We start from the raw sequence: 14,357 nt of genomic DNA on the forward strand, positions 1-14,357 counted from the left end.
GAATTGAATCGAAGAGGTGCGATCAAGCAGTAACCGCGCCTACTTTTAGGAGGAAGAACATCATGTTCAACGGCATTGGCGTTACCGGATTCATCTTGATCGTGCTTGTTGCCTTGCTGCTGTTTGGTCCGAATAAGCTGCCTGAACTCGGACGCGCTTTCGGTCGCACGCTGAAGGAATTCAAGGCTGGCGCGAAGGATCTCATGGATGACGACGATAAGGACCGCAAGGACACAAGCCGCATCGAAGTTAACCGTGACAAAGAAGAGAAGATCGAAGCGAAGCGGCTCCCGGAGTAATGCGGAGCTCGCTTTTTTTTGATTAGATAGGTGAGGTGAGCATGTTGAACGAATCGAAGTCCGAAGAGCTGTCGCGCGAGGAACTGGCGATGACGCTGTTCGAGCATATCGGCGAATTGCGCAAAAGAATCATCTATATACTCATCGTTCTGGTGCTGGGCCTTATTCTCGGCCTCTTCCTGGCGGATCCGGCTTATTCTTATCTCATGAGCCAGGAACCGGTCAACGGCATGAAGCTCCATGCCCTGTCCTTATGGGACGGAATCGGCTTATATATGAAGTTTGCGCTTGTCATCGCGCTGCTGTTCGTCATTCCTTTTGCCTTCTTCCAGTTGTGGGCGTTCGTCAAGCCGGCGCTGCGGGAGAGAGAGCAGAGAGCTGCGTTGACGTTCGTGCCGATGGCGCTGGTGCTCTTCCTGGGCGGGCTGTCCTTCTCTTACTTCGTCGTGTTCCCGATGGCGTTCAATTTCACGACGGACGTAGCGACGCATCTGGGACTGGAAGAAACCTATGGCGTCACGCAGTATTTCTCCTTCCTGTTCAGCGTCCTGATTCCGATCTCGCTCCTGTTCGAACTGCCGATCGTGATCATGTTCCTGACGCAGATCCGGATCCTGAACCCGGTTCGTCTGCGCAAAATGCGGCGGCTCGCTTACCTGATTCTGGTCGTGCTCGGCACGATGATTACGCCGCCGGACTTTATCTCGGACATGCTCGTCGCGGTGCCGATGATCATCCTGTATGAGATCAGCGTGTTCTTGTCCGGGGTTGTCTACCGGAAGCAGCAGGCGAGGGATGCCGCGTGGGAGGAAGAGTTCGGTACATAGCGGTTGTGCTGCGCATGCCGGAAGTTATAACGAAATATGAGTTAAGGAAGAACCTGTTGCCGATCCGGCTGCAGGTTCTTTTTTAATTCCCGCATGCTTAGGCATAGGGTTTCCTGTCAATGATGGAAGAGGGGGTGGAGCGCTTATTTTGCCCGGTCAATCATTGAAGCAGCAAGTGTTTGGGGCGGTTAATGATTCGCTTCCTTAATCCATCGAAGTGGTAAATTTCACACAAAATGAACAAGCAAACACTTGAAATCTAAAATCAAAATCGGTATTATTAGTTATGGTTATTAGCACTTAACAGTTGCGAGTGCTAATATATAAAATATCAGCAACAACTATTTAAAGGAGGCTATTTTCATGATCAGACCTTTGGGTGAACGCGTGTTGGTCGAACCGATCGCGAAAGAAGAAACAACTGCTAGCGGTATCCTGCTGCCAGACACAGCTAAAGAGAAGCCGCAAGAAGGCAGAGTCGTAGCAGTTGGCAGCGGCGCGCTCAAAGACGGCGTACGTGTTGCGCTGGAAGTTAAAGAAGGCGACCGTGTATTGTTCTCCAAGTATGCCGGCACTGAAGTGAAGTACGAAGGTAAAGAGTTATTGATTATGAAAGAAAGCGACATTCACGCGATCCTGGGTTAATTCCTCGGAGGGCGCGACACATAGATGGCACGGCCCATACTTAAGGAGCTGCTTGCTCCTGGCTTTACCAGAATCGAGACGCGTAAGCGCCGCTGACGTAAGCGGCGAGTACCGTTTCACCTTACCCATAACATATTAGGAGGTTTTACCATTGGCTAAAGATATCAAGTTTGGCGAAGACGCCCGCCGCGCGATGCTGCGCGGGGTTGATGCACTTGCTAACGCAGTTAAAGTAACGCTCGGTCCTAAAGGCCGCAACGTTGTCCTCGAGAAGAAATTCGGCAGCCCGCTGATCACGAACGACGGTGTATCCATCGCGAAGGAAATCGAGCTGGAAGACGCATTCGAGAACATGGGCGCGCAGCTCGTTAAAGAAGTAGCTACGAAGACGAACGACGTAGCAGGCGACGGTACGACTACAGCTACAGTTCTGGCTCAAGCGATGATCCGCGAAGGTCTGAAGAACGTAACTGCAGGCGCTAACCCAATGGTTATCCGCAAAGGTATCGAGAAAGCCGTTAAAGCGGCGATCACTGAGCTGCAATCCATTGCAAAACCAATCGAAGGCAAACAATCGATCGCACAAGTTGCGGCAATCTCTTCCGCTGACGATGAAGTTGGCCAACTGATTGCAGAAGCAATGGAGAAAGTCGGCAACGACGGCGTTATCACGGTAGAAGAATCCAAAGGCTTCGTAACGGAGTTGGAAGTCGTAGAAGGTATGCAATTCGACCGCGGCTACCTGTCCCCTTACATGATTACAGATACAGATAAAATGGAAGCTGTCCTGGACAATCCATTCATCCTGATCACCGACAAGAAGATCTCCAACATTCAAGAGATCCTTCCGGTTCTGGAGAAAGTGGTTCAATCCGGCAAAACTTTGCTGATCATCGCAGAAGACGTGGAAGGCGAAGCGCTCGCTACGCTGCTCGTTAACCGTCTGCGCGGCACATTCACATGCGTAGCTGTCAAAGCTCCAGGCTTCGGCGACCGCCGCAAAGCTATGCTGGGCGACATCGCTGCACTGACTGGCGGCCAAGTGATCACGGAAGAGCTCGGCCTTGAGCTGAAATCGACTACTGTGGATCAACTCGGTTCCGCACGCCAAGTTCGTATCTCCAAAGAGAACACGATCGTGGTTGACGGCGCTGGCGACAAGAAAGACATCGACGTGCGCGTGAGCCAAATCCGTGCGCAGCTGGAAGAAACAACTTCCGACTTCGACCGCGAGAAACTGCAAGAGCGTCTGGCTAAACTGGCTGGCGGCGTAGCGGTTATCAAAGTCGGCGCGGCTACCGAAACAGAACTGAAAGAGCGCAAACTGCGCATCGAAGACGCCCTGAACTCGACTCGCGCTGCGGTCGAAGAAGGTATCGTTTCCGGCGGCGGTACTGCACTCGTGAACGTATACAATGCTGTTGCGGCTGTTCAAGCAGACGGCGACGAGCAAACAGGCATCAACATCGTACTGCGCGCACTGGAAGAGCCAGTTCGCACAATCGCGGCTAATGCAGGCCAAGAAGGCTCCGTTATCGTTGAGCGTCTGAAAAAAGAAGCGATCGGCATCGGCTACAATGCTGCAACTAGCCAGTGGGTAAACATGTTCGAAGCAGGGATCGTTGACCCGGCTAAAGTAACGCGTTCCGCACTGCAAAACGCAGCTTCCGTAGCAGCAATGTTCCTCACAACTGAGGCTGTTGTTGCTGATAAGCCAGAGCCAAAAGGCGCAGGCGGCGGCATGCCAGACATGGGCGGCATGGGCGGTATGGGCGGCATGATGTAAGTCATTGCCCCAAAACCTAGCAATACCAAGGAAACGGGACCTTACGAGGTCCCGTTTTTTATTTTGCGGCCACGGAAAAACATATTTCATAAACAGGTATATATTGGAATTAAGGGGGGCTATATTGGGGGTAGAAGTTAACGAAGAGGCTAGCTCAATACGAAAGGGGGCGTGGCTGAATGAGCTCTTTAACCATGCTGAAACAATCAAAAGTTAAATATTTGCTGCTCCTGCCATCTTCCGTTGTGACTTTCCTTGTGCTATTCAGCTCCTACATTCTGATCTTCGGATTCGAGTATCATCACCGCTATAGGGACGGGTACATTGGTCCAAGTGCGGGTTCACAGCGGTTCGGATTCGCATTGCTCGCTTTGTATCCTATCCTGATCTATCTGCTGACTTGGCTGTACAATCGGGGCAGCAACGGCATCTTGCGAAGATTAATCAGGTCTTTGTTTCATACCTTTGTGATCTTGGCGGTGGGTATTTTAGTGAGCTTTCCGTTTCTATTTCCAGCTTACTTTCCTCTTATGGACTAATGGGGGGATAGGGATCGCCGTCCATTTGATATCGGGCAACGATCGGCGTATACTGGTCTCGATTAAGGAAGTCTTTCTTCGCGTACATACGTCCTTTTTAACACTCACACATGGAGGAATCATCATGACCCAATCATTCCAAGACCGCCTGGCCCAATACGCGGCACTCGCCGTCGAGATCGGCGTGAACGTACAGCCGGGGAAGGATCTTTATATTACGGCCCAAATCTCCGCGGCTGAATTTGTCCGTGCTGCCGCGAAGCATGCTTATACCATCGGGGCGAAACAGGTCCATGTCGAGTGGATCGACAACCAGCTGGTGCGCACGCGCTTCGAGCTGGCGCCGGAGGATTCGTTCGGCGATTATCCGGCTTGGCAGGTACAGGGACGGCTTGAAGTGGCGAAGGAGGGAGGCTCCTTCCTCACGGTCATATCGGAAGATCCGGACCTGCTCGCAGGCATTGATCCGAAGCGTCTGGGGAGCTACGAGAAGGCAAGACAAGCCGCATTCACCCCGGTTCGCGCGTATACGATGACGAATAAGGCGGCTTGGGCGATCGTCGGCGTGCCATCCCAGGCATGGGCGAATAAAGTGTTCCCGGGCCTGCCGGAAGCGGAGCGTGTGGATGCGCTCTGGAACGCGATCTTCGCGGCTACCCGCGTAGACGAGGCGGATCCGATCGCCGCATGGCGCGCGCATGCCGCGAAGCTGGACGAGAAGGCAGCATGGCTGAATGAGCAGCGCTTCACGGAGCTTCGTTATCGCGCTCCAGGCACGGAGTTGTCGATCGGCCTGGATGCGAAGCATATTTGGAAAAGCGCCGGTTCGGTGACGACTTCCGGCACCACCTTCATTCCGAACTTGCCGACGGAGGAAGTGTTCACTTCGCCGGACCGTAGCCGCGTGAACGGAACGGTGACGAGCAGCAAGCCGCTCAGCTACAACGGCACGCTGATCGACAACTTCTCGCTGACGTTCAAGGACGGGCAAGTCGTCGACTTCACCGCCGAGAAAGAATACGATTCGCTGAAGAATCTGATCGACACGGACGAAGGATCCAAATTCCTGGGCGAAGTAGCGCTTGTCCCGCACCGTTCGCCGATCTCGGATACGAATCTGCTCTTCTTCAACACGCTGTTCGACGAGAACGCAGCCTGCCATTTGGCGATCGGTTTCGGCTTCCCGTTCTGCCTCGATGGCGGCCTGACGATGAGCAAGGAGGAGCTTGCCGCACATGGCTTGAACCAGAGCCTTACGCATGTTGATTTCATGATCGGCCGCGCGGATCTCGACATTGACGGCGTACGGGCGGACGGTACGGTAGAGCCAATCTTCCGCGCAGGCAATTGGGCGTAAAAGATAGAAGCTCGGCCAGCTTGCCAGCTTCGAATAAACAATAAAGACCGCAAGACGCCTCAGCTGCCAAGCTGCGGGTCTTGCGGTCTTTTTGCATTCGTTAGTCAAGGGTAGCTGCACGTCACTAATGGCGCGTCAACTTCTCCCATTCGTTATTAATCCGAGCATGATCCAGGTCGATGCCGATCATGACAAAATACGGCTCGCCCGTATAATCGGTCGGCTGCCATTCGATCCGTTTGCCGGCCATCTGGAACAGCATCAGGGCACCGCCGGGACCGAAGGGCATGAAGCCTTTGGCGCGCAGGCAGGCGTTGCCGCGGCCGGAGAAGAACGCCTCGAAGGTGCGGCGGCTGACCGGACAAGCCGTGCCCGGATAAATCGTCACCGTCTTCACGCGGGAGTAAGATTGCCGCTGTGTCTGGATGACGGGCAGCTTCGCGAACGCGCTCTTGGGCGGACTGCCCGCGGAGGAGGACACGCCGGTGCCGCTCATCGAATAGGCTGGTGCGGGTGAAGAGCTGCGGACAACGCCCGCCGGCTTGGCATTCACACGGACTGGAGGCGCATAGTGCGTGCCGATCCCGCTAGCGTTCGATCGGACCGTAACGCCCTCAAGCACGAGCGAGGGCTTCACGTCGCATCGGACGGTAAGGACGAGCGAGCAGACGCCGTTGCGGTCGCGGACCATTTTATCCAGTTTGGCGGCGGTCTTGGATGAGATTAAGTCGGCTTTATTGGCCAGCACCACATCGGCGACCTCGATCTGTCTGCGCAGGGTATGTACAAGCTCGCGATCCGTTGCGAAGATGCTGTTATAGTCGATGGCGTGTTCGGCATCGAGGACGGTAACGATGCGGTGCAGCATCACTTTGTCCTGCAGCTCGGGCTCGCTCATCGCTTCGACGATCTCTTCCGGGTTCGCGATGCCGGTCAGCTCGATCAGAATCAGATCCGGCTGTGCCTCAGCCAGCTGCATCAGGCAACCGGACAGTTCGCTCTTCTTCGTGCAGCACAGGCAGCCTTCGGTTACGCGTGCCAACATGGCGCTCGCGGTCTCGCTGCTTATCATCACGCCATCGACGTCGGCCGAGCCTACCTCATTCATGAGGACGGAGGCGCGAAGCCCCTCAGCCTTTGCATGCTTCAGCATCCGAAGCAGCAGAGTCGTTTTTCCGCTGCCGAGGAAGCCGCTTACGACCACAATAGGAATCGGTACAATATCCGTCATTGTCAATCGCTCCTCTCATCTTCGTAAGTGTATGCGGCAAATTGCAAAACTGAACTTAAGCGCTCGGCTTTTGCCCCAATTTTCCTTACCAAAAGAGAGAAGCTAACAGGACCTATTCCTCGTCAACCGGGTCAGCCTCCTGAAGCTTGCCAATATCTTTCACCTTCACATCCGCATGCACCTGAACAGACACGCCTGGAAGAATGGCATCATGCCACTGCAGCTTGTCCCATTCGCGATAAGAAATTTGATTGCGGACTTTTTTGCCGAATCCGAACGGGTCGCTCTTCAGCTTCAGTATTTCTTCTATTAGCGTTTTCGTTTCTTTCTCGACATAAGCCTTCATCTGCTTCTCCAGCACGAGTTGGTCTTCCGTCTTCTGCAGATTAAGTTTCCCCGTGTATTCGAGCACCTCACCGGAGATGCGCAGTCGAATATCGATAGCGACATCATCGCCGCTGCGGACCGGTTTACGTACTTTGGCGGTTATTTTGCGCTTACTGGCTACGAAGCTGAGCATGATCATTTCGTCCTTCGCGCCTTCGGCCCCGGGCAGCTTCATCACGATTTCGCCGGTAGCGATATTGTCATGCAGGAAGGAGAACAGCAGCGATTTGGTCGGCGGGATCCGACCGACGTAACGGTCGCTGCGAAACAGCGCAATGCCATCGACGCTAAGCGTCTGTTTGTCCTCCTTGAGCAGGGGAGCCACCGGGTCGACCCCTTTGTCAAAATAGTCCCGGGCGAAGGTGTGCAGATTCGCTTGCGGAATCTCCGTAAGCCCGCTTGCGTTGCGAAGCAGATCATCGATATATTCGCCGGTGCTCGGATATTGCTTGAAGTCGCGCTCAAGCAGCGCATTCGCATTGCCGCTGACGATGACGACGTTGACTTTGCTGCCAATGGATGGATCGCGGACGAGCGTATCAATGTATTTCCACAGTCCTTCTTTCGCCAACCGGCTGCCGAATAATGCGCTGCGAAGCTGCCCGCTGACGATGCGGCGGTTGTTTTTGCGCGAGACGATCACGCGTGCTTCCTTGCTGGAGTGTGCCGTAGTCGTCAAGACAATCCTCGAATTCTCCGGCTGCGCTTTCGGGATGCTCAGCGTGACCCTGAGCATTTTATCTTTCTGATCCTGCGATTCTCCGTCGTCAGGGGGCAGGTCGAAGGCGACTGTTCGGGTAAAACCCATTCGTTCAATGATCCGCTGGTCTCGACAGCCGGTAACGAGAAGAGCAAACGCGACTAAGCTCGCGATGAACATCATGCGGCGAGTCATCATGCTGGCGTCCCCCCATTGCCGCCGGCTTTCTTATTCTGGAAGAAGAGCAGCGCGAGCAGGAGCAGCGGCAGCATGAAGGCCAGGCCAGCTTCGCCGTACATGGCATAACGCAGCAGTTTCTCCGAATCTCGCAAGATGCTCGGATAGAACGAAATGCCGACCGATAGCGCCAAGATGCCAAGCTCCAGAAACCGCAACTTCACCCGGGGAAACACGCGCTGCGTGGCCGTAAGCGCCATCCAGGAGAACAGCGCGATGGAGATCACATTGGAGAACAGGAAGAGCGTGAAGACGAGATTCTCCAGCCGGTTCAAGAACGGAAGCTCGATATAGGACAGCAAATTAATCACCGGGTACATGATGGACTTGAGCTGCTCGAAGCTGAAGAAGCCGAAGCATAGCATAATTAAGATCAAGTAGATGGTGAGGTTCAGAATTTGGCCGCAATAAACGCCCTTGAACAACGTCTTCTTGTCGCTATAGGGGAAGAGGAACAGCGTAATCTCGTAGCCGACGAAAATGGTATATACCTCTAGCCAATTCTTGAAGGAATGCCCCTCGGCCGCTCCTTGGAACAAGTAGGTCGTGAACCGTGACAGTTCCCAGTCATTCGTATAGTAAAAAAGGAGTACGGTTAAGATGATCGTCATGTAACAGAATAGCGTAATGGCTTTGCCCATATTATAAATGCCTTTGGTCAGCATGTAGTAAGCGAGCAGCGCAATCGAGATGTAGAGCAGGCTTGCGCTCGTCGTCGGGAAGGAGATCATTTGGTAGATGAGCACGTACTTTTTGCCAATGAAGCTGCCGAGCCCGATCCAGAAGATGGCAAGCAATAAGTAGACGGGATACAGGAGAAGCTTCGGAATGGACTGCTCGGCGATCTCATAGATCGATCTTCCTTTGCCTGCTCGATAAACAAGCTGGATAAGCGCTATATTACATACGGCTACAAAGGCTAGCAGGATGAGCCCAATCCATCCATTCGTGCCCAAATTCTCGGCGACGATTCGGGGCAGGCTGAATACGGTCACATCCAACTCCAACATATAGACGATCAGGGCGATATGATAGCCATGGAGCTTCTCTTGCATCTGGCCCCTACTTTCTTTGTTTGGTTTTGACTCTGTTCGGAGAGGCGGGCTGGCTCGGCCGGAAGATCAGCTTCGAGAAAGGGCCCCGAATGAACGTATCGAGCCAGTCCGTCCTATTCATCGGAGCCGCCGGGGTTAGATAGGAAGAACCGAGATTCGTAATGCCGCTGAGATGCACGATAATGAATCCGATCCCGAGGATGAGTCCGAAATTCCCCCAGAAGCCGGCAAGCAGTATAAGGCCGAAGCGCAGCAGACGAATCGATGCGCTCATCGTGTAGCTTGGAATGACGAAGGAGGCAATCGCGGAAGACGCGACGGCGATAATGAGAATATTGCTCGTGAATCCCGCTTGAACGGCAGCCTGTCCGATGACGATACCGCCTACGATACCGATGGTCTGCCCGATCTTGGTCGGCAGCCTTGCGCCGGCTTCCCGCAGGAGCTCGATCGTTGTCTCCATCAATAGCGCTTCATAGAGCGGCGGGAACGGGACGTTGCTCCTGGACTTGGTCAGATTCAGCAGCATCGTATGCGGGATCATTTCATAGTGGTACGTCGTGACCGAGACATAGATGGCCGTGAAGCCGATCGTAATCGCGAAGCCGATGAAACGCAGAATCCGCAAGGCGGTGCCCAGATGCCAACGCTGATAATAGTCATCCGGTGAAGCGAAGAACTCGAAGAACGACGTCGGCGCGACGAAAGCGGACGGGGAACCGTCGACCAGACCGACGACGCGGCCCGAGGTCAGTTTCGAGCAGATGGAATCCGGCCGCTCGGTCACCATATATTGAGGGAAGTACGAGTTCGGATTATCGTCGATCAATTGGACGAGCATATTGGCTTCGTGCAGCGCGTCGATCTCAATGTCATGGATCCGTGTCTTGAGCTGCTTGACAAAATGATCGTTCGCGAGTCCTTCAATATATGCGATCACGACCTGCGTCTTGGTCACTTCCCCGACAGAGAGGGAGATGAATTTCAGATGCGAGCTGCGGATCCGCTTGCGAATGAGGGCGATATTCTCGATCAGATTCTCGACGAAGCCGTCATGCGGGCCGGCGATGACGGTCTCGGTCTCCGTCTGCTCAATCGATCGTCCGATGGATCTGGCCAAATTGAGCGCGTATGCCTGCCCTTGGAAGAAGAGCATGGTCGAGCCATACAGCACGCTGTCCACGCTTTCGTTAAGCGTCGTGATCGGCTGGAAGATCGACTGCGTCAGCAGCTGCGCGGCCTGCGCGTCATCGGCCTCGAGGAACGGCTGATTCAATTGGCGATGCAATTGGTCGGCATCGATCAAATATTCCAAATAAACCGCGTGAACCTGATTCCGCGGAAAGGTACGATAACCCAGGTCAAAACAGCCGGCGAATTCCTTCAACGTACCTTCCAAAGTCGGCGGCTTCGTTTCCGTCGATTTTACCGTCGTTTGCGCATCTTGATCCGGGCTTGCAGCATGAGCGTCTGGTGCGGCGGCATCCGGATTTTGGCGATTCGACTCGTCAGGCATGAAGAACGTCTCCTCTCTGGAAAGAAGTGGCGGGTCCGCTGTATGTTTTCCTGCGGCCTTCGTTATTATGCGTTTGCTGGTTGTTGACAGGTTATCGTCAATTGAGCGCTTTGCCTAACGTGCGTTATAATCGGAACGAGTGGAAGTACGAAATGCCAAGGCTGATAGGGAAGAGGAGAGACAGATGGAGAACGTGCAAGAGAGATTGATTCCGGTACACTTGTTATCCGGTTTTCTCGGGAGCGGCAAGACAACGCTGCTGAATAGACTGATGGATTACTATAAGGCGGCCGACGTGAAGGTAGCCGTCGTGATGAATGAGCTGGGCGAGGTGAATCTGGACGGCCAATTCGTCGACCAGAGCGTACCGATGGCCGAGATGTTGAGCGGCTGCATCTGCTGTTCGATTAGCGGGGATCTGTCGATGGAGCTGAAGTCGCTGATCGACGAGCATCAACCCGATGTGATCCTCATCGAAGCGACAGGCGCCGCCAATCCGATGGAGATTATGGACGCGGTCACCGAGACGGCGATGTTCGCTCATATCGATCTGCGCTCGGTCATCACTGTCGTGGACGGGCCGGAGCTCATCAGCCGCTCCCGCCGCGGCGGGAAGACGTTCCGGCTCATGAAGGACCAGATTCGCTGCGCGACCGATCTGATCGTGAACAAGGCCGATAAGCTGGCTCCAGAGGAGTTGGTAGAAGTGCAGCAGCTTGTCCGCGAGCTCAACTCGTACGCTCCGCTTGAAGCGACGGTCCGCTGCGTCACCGATCTCAGCCGATTCGATCGCGATGCGAAGCCGGCGGGCGTGAAGCCGCAAGCAGCGAAGTCAGGGGATGAAGAACAGTCTTTGCCTGACGGCGCGCATGTGCATGACGAGAGCTGCGGGCATGCACACGGGCAGTGCGGGCATGGCGGGCACGGGCATTCGCACGCCTCGCATGACCATGTCATGACCTGGACGCACTATCTGGACAAGCCGGTGAACAGCCATTCGTTCGAGGCGTTCATGAAGGGGCTTCCGGACAACGTGTACCGGGCCAAAGGCATTGTGACGTTCGAGGAGACCGGCAGCCGCTACATGTTCCAATATGCGTATCGGGAGCTGGAGTGTACGCGGATTACGCCGCAAGCGCCGGTGAACGACGTCGCGGTGTTTATCGGCGAGCATTTTCGGAAGGATGAGCTGCTCAGCGCCATTCATGCACAATGGTAGCCATCTGAATCTCGTATGGAAAAATGAGGAATAACTCCTTGGCCGATTGGACAAACTACCCCCAAGTTAGTCAATCTAAGCGAGCAAGGAGTGTCAACCGATGACCAATTGGAAGAAAGCTTGCATTGCCGCCGCCGCTGCAGCTTGTCTGCTGGCGGGAACCCCGGCATTCGCGATGGCGCCTGACAATACAGCGGCGCAGCCGCAAACGGATCGGCAGCCGGCCGCTCAGGAACATGAGGATTTCAAGGATGCGCGCAAGGATTGGAAGGCGATGCGCCATGACCATGCCGAACGCCGCTCTCAGCGCCTGAAGGAAGCCGCTCAATATTTCGGCATCAAGACCGAAGGCAAGACCGATGAACAGCTGCGGGATGAGTTGAAGAAGGCGCGCGAGGCGGATCCGGCCAAGTGGAACAAGTTCAAAGCCGAGCTGAAGGCCAAACGTCTGGTCCGCTTGCAGGATGAGGCCAAGCGTCTTGGCATTGCAACGGAAGGCAAGGATGCGAAGGCGCTTCATGAGGCGATCCGGGAGAAGAAGAAAGCGGATTGCGAGAAGAAGAAGGCGGATGGGACGTCGAGCGCGACGCAGGCGGAAGTTGCCCCGGCGCCATCGTCTTCGGCAGAGCGCCGCGCGTTGCCGAATTAATGGATGAATGCGGATCCCGCGCATGCAAGAGCCGCGCACGACCTGACGAACAGCCCGTACTATGGTACGGGCTGTTCGTCTTTCGCCAAGATTTGTCCACCTAAGAGAGAGTGCCCGATGGACAACTTTATGATGCTTGTCATGCTAGTCTGCATAATTGTCCAAGTCCCCTCATAGATATCTTAGCAGTCGAGTGTACACGGCTAAGCCAATTTTATCGAAATGAGGGGTGGATTTCATGCGTCGTCGAATCAGTCTACTTGCAGCAGTTCTTATGTGCCTAACGGCGTTGCTCGCCGCATGCGGCAGCGGCACGAAGGACGCGGAATCGGTTGTCAAGGATCTGGACAAAGTCGTAAGCAGCATGGAGAGCTATCATGGCAAAGGAACGATGACTCTGAATACCGGACAACAACCGCTCCAGTACGATGTAGACGTGACGTACCAGAAGCCGAATTATTACCGCATCGAGCTGACCAATGCCAAGAAGGACATCACGCAGATCGTCCTGCGCAACGATGAGGGCGTGTTCGTCTTAACGCCGCGCCTGAACAAGGTGTTCCGTTTCCAAAGCGATTGGCCGCAGAACCAAGGCCAGGTGTACCTGTACCAAACGCTGGTGCAAAGCATCCTGATCGACAATTCCCGCCAGTTCGCTATCGATAAAGAAACGTACGAGAAGGATTCCTATGTATTCGACGTCATGGCCAACTATCAGAACGGCTCGCTGGCCAGACAAAAGATTTGGCTCGATCAAGACAATTACATCCCGCTTAAGGTTCAAGTCAGCGACACGAACCAGACGGTGATGGTGACCGTCGAGTTCAAGGAATTCGCCTTCGACGCGAAACCGGACAAGAGCGTATTCGATACGCAGCGCAATCTGAGCGGGGCAGCGAACAAACCGTCGACAACCGAACCGGCTGACGAAGGTGCAGCTGACGCGCAAGAGCAGACGGATCCGGCGGCTACAGAAAACGGCAGCACGAACGGGGAGCAGCAACAAGGCGCAGACAACGCGGGCAATGCGGCCACCGGTACGGATGCCGAAGGAAGCACGGAACAACCGGATGCGCAAGCGGGCGAAGAGCCGGCTGAAGATACGATGGCGCCAGCCGATGACTCGAATGCCGGCGTAGACTTGCTCAGCGACGCGTTAGAGCCGCTCTATCTGCCTGAAGGCGTGGCTTTCGAGAAAACGATCGATATTGAATTCGGCGGCCTGCCGGGCGTGATCGACCGTTATTCTAGCGAGGACTACGACTTTACGATCCTGAAGACGCAGCCAGCCGACGTCGCTGCATCGACAATCAAAGGCACCATGGTTCCGCTGGGCTTCACGATCGCCGAGTTGACCGGCGGCGAAGAAAGCGAACAGCGTACGCTGACTTGGACGTATAACGGCATTCAATATCGCTTAACGAGCGGTACGCTGCCAGAGGCCGAGATGTTCAAGGTCGCTCAATCGGTTCAAGGCGAGATGACCAAATAACGATTGAACCAATCACAATCGTAGCACTTCCGTGCCTCTGCCGCTAAGTGACGATTGACCGAACTCCAATCGTAGCACTTCCGTGCCTCTGCCGCTAAGTGACGATTGACCGAACTCCAATCGTAGCACTTCCGTACCTCTGCCGCTAAGTGACGATTGACCGAACTCCAATCCTAACACTTCCGGCATCATTGACGGCTTTAGCCGATGGGTATAACATTAAGGCTATAAGTTTTTGCCCATCGGCCTTAAGCGTCATCTGATCTGCTCATGGATCGTCAGCCGCAAGTGGCGATGATTCCTCCCAAGGCTTGGACCTGAAACGTAATGCGCGAGCGCGGGGTTTTCCCCCGCGCCGTTTGTTTTGAATCCCAAGTCCGTTACGGGTCAGAAGGCAGATGGGCGTGCAACACGTAAG

The 14,357-nt window shown here is 54.6% G+C and carries 12 protein-coding genes; 8 read left to right on the plus strand and 4 right to left on the minus strand.

Annotated elements, in window-relative coordinates; genetic code table 11:
- The first annotated feature begins 62 nt into the window (after window positions 1-62).
- The 5 genes from tatA (at window position 63) to FHS18_RS20395 (ending at window position 5,453) form a co-directional block, all read left to right on the plus strand.
- Window positions 63-299, plus strand: a complete 237-nt coding sequence (tatA, locus tag FHS18_RS20375) for a twin-arginine translocase TatA/TatE family subunit (protein WP_183602017.1) — start codon at window positions 63-65, stop codon at window positions 297-299.
- A gap of 41 nt (window positions 300-340) precedes the next feature.
- Complete coding sequence (gene tatC / locus FHS18_RS20380) at window positions 341-1,126, plus strand: twin-arginine translocase subunit TatC (protein ID WP_183602019.1); 786 nt, start codon at window positions 341-343, stop codon at window positions 1,124-1,126.
- 363 nt (window positions 1,127-1,489) lie between these two features.
- A complete protein-coding gene (gene groES / locus FHS18_RS20385) occupies window positions 1,490-1,771 on the plus strand; it encodes a co-chaperone GroES (protein ID WP_183602021.1) in 282 nt (93 codons plus the stop codon).
- A 151-nt stretch (window positions 1,772-1,922) separates the two neighbouring features.
- Complete coding sequence (gene groL / locus FHS18_RS20390) at window positions 1,923-3,557, plus strand: chaperonin GroEL (RefSeq protein WP_183602023.1); 1,635 nt, start codon at window positions 1,923-1,925, stop codon at window positions 3,555-3,557.
- 663 nt (window positions 3,558-4,220) lie between these two features.
- Window positions 4,221-5,453 (plus strand): aminopeptidase, encoded by a 1,233-nt coding sequence (locus FHS18_RS20395; protein WP_183602024.1) that lies wholly within the window; start codon window positions 4,221-4,223, stop codon window positions 5,451-5,453.
- 124 nt (window positions 5,454-5,577) lie between these two features.
- Here FHS18_RS20395 and FHS18_RS20400 read toward each other — a convergent pair whose 3' ends face one another.
- From FHS18_RS20400 to FHS18_RS20415, 4 genes are all read right to left on the minus strand, one after another.
- A complete protein-coding gene (locus tag FHS18_RS20400; protein ID WP_183602026.1) occupies window positions 5,578-6,684 on the minus strand; it encodes a CobW family GTP-binding protein in 1,107 nt (368 codons plus the stop codon).
- A 112-nt stretch (window positions 6,685-6,796) separates the two neighbouring features.
- Window positions 6,797-7,969, minus strand: coding sequence for a Ger(x)C family spore germination protein (locus tag FHS18_RS20405; RefSeq protein WP_183602028.1), 1,173 nt, complete (start codon window positions 7,967-7,969; stop codon window positions 6,797-6,799).
- Window positions 7,966-9,063, minus strand: a complete 1,098-nt coding sequence (locus tag FHS18_RS20410; RefSeq protein WP_183602030.1) for a GerAB/ArcD/ProY family transporter — start codon at window positions 9,061-9,063, stop codon at window positions 7,966-7,968. Before FHS18_RS20410 ends, FHS18_RS20405 begins: the two co-directional genes overlap by 4 nt.
- 7 nt (window positions 9,064-9,070) lie before the next feature.
- Window positions 9,071-10,579, minus strand: a complete 1,509-nt coding sequence (locus tag FHS18_RS20415) for a spore germination protein (RefSeq protein ID WP_183602032.1) — start codon at window positions 10,577-10,579, stop codon at window positions 9,071-9,073.
- Between the two features lie 184 nt (window positions 10,580-10,763).
- Here FHS18_RS20415 and FHS18_RS20420 point away from each other — a divergent pair, with 184 nt between their 5' ends.
- The 3 genes from FHS18_RS20420 to FHS18_RS20430 all read left to right on the plus strand — a co-directional run bounded on the left by FHS18_RS20420 (window position 10,764) and on the right by FHS18_RS20430 (window position 13,939).
- Window positions 10,764-11,798 (plus strand): CobW family GTP-binding protein, encoded by a 1,035-nt coding sequence (locus FHS18_RS20420; protein WP_183602034.1) that lies wholly within the window; start codon window positions 10,764-10,766, stop codon window positions 11,796-11,798.
- 100 nt (window positions 11,799-11,898) lie between these two features.
- Window positions 11,899-12,447: a hypothetical protein gene (locus FHS18_RS20425; protein WP_183602036.1), complete on the plus strand. Its 549-nt coding sequence runs from the start codon at window positions 11,899-11,901 to the stop codon at window positions 12,445-12,447.
- Window positions 12,448-12,685: 238 nt separating this feature from the next.
- Window positions 12,686-13,939, plus strand: coding sequence for a LolA family protein (locus FHS18_RS20430; RefSeq protein WP_183602038.1), 1,254 nt, complete (start codon window positions 12,686-12,688; stop codon window positions 13,937-13,939).
- Window positions 13,940-14,357: the final 418 nt, after the last annotated feature.

This window comes from Paenibacillus phyllosphaerae (genome assembly GCF_014192105.1).
GTDB lineage: Bacteria > Bacillota > Bacilli > Paenibacillales > Paenibacillaceae > Paenibacillus_Z > Paenibacillus_Z phyllosphaerae.

Excerpts from the sequence above, each read along its gene's own strand:
- tatA (WP_183602017.1), top strand. The coding sequence starts at position 63 with ATGTTCAACGGCATTGGCGTTACCGGATTCATCTTGATCGTGCTTGTT.
- tatC (WP_183602019.1), top strand. The coding sequence starts at position 341 with ATGTTGAACGAATCGAAGTCCGAAGAGCTGTCGCGCGAGGAACTGGCG.
- groES (WP_183602021.1), top strand. The coding sequence starts at position 1,490 with ATGATCAGACCTTTGGGTGAACGCGTGTTGGTCGAACCGATCGCGAAA.
- FHS18_RS20395 (WP_183602024.1), top strand. The coding sequence starts at position 4,221 with ATGACCCAATCATTCCAAGACCGCCTGGCCCAATACGCGGCACTCGCC.
- FHS18_RS20400 (WP_183602026.1), bottom strand. The coding sequence starts at position 6,684 with ATGACGGATATTGTACCGATTCCTATTGTGGTCGTAAGCGGCTTCCTC.
- FHS18_RS20405 (WP_183602028.1), bottom strand. The coding sequence starts at position 7,969 with ATGATGACTCGCCGCATGATGTTCATCGCGAGCTTAGTCGCGTTTGCT.
- FHS18_RS20410 (WP_183602030.1), bottom strand. The coding sequence starts at position 9,063 with ATGCAAGAGAAGCTCCATGGCTATCATATCGCCCTGATCGTCTATATG.
- FHS18_RS20415 (WP_183602032.1), bottom strand. The coding sequence starts at position 10,579 with ATGCCTGACGAGTCGAATCGCCAAAATCCGGATGCCGCCGCACCAGAC.
- FHS18_RS20420 (WP_183602034.1), top strand. The coding sequence starts at position 10,764 with ATGGAGAACGTGCAAGAGAGATTGATTCCGGTACACTTGTTATCCGGT.
- FHS18_RS20425 (WP_183602036.1), top strand. The coding sequence starts at position 11,899 with ATGACCAATTGGAAGAAAGCTTGCATTGCCGCCGCCGCTGCAGCTTGT.
- FHS18_RS20430 (WP_183602038.1), top strand. The coding sequence starts at position 12,686 with ATGCGTCGTCGAATCAGTCTACTTGCAGCAGTTCTTATGTGCCTAACG.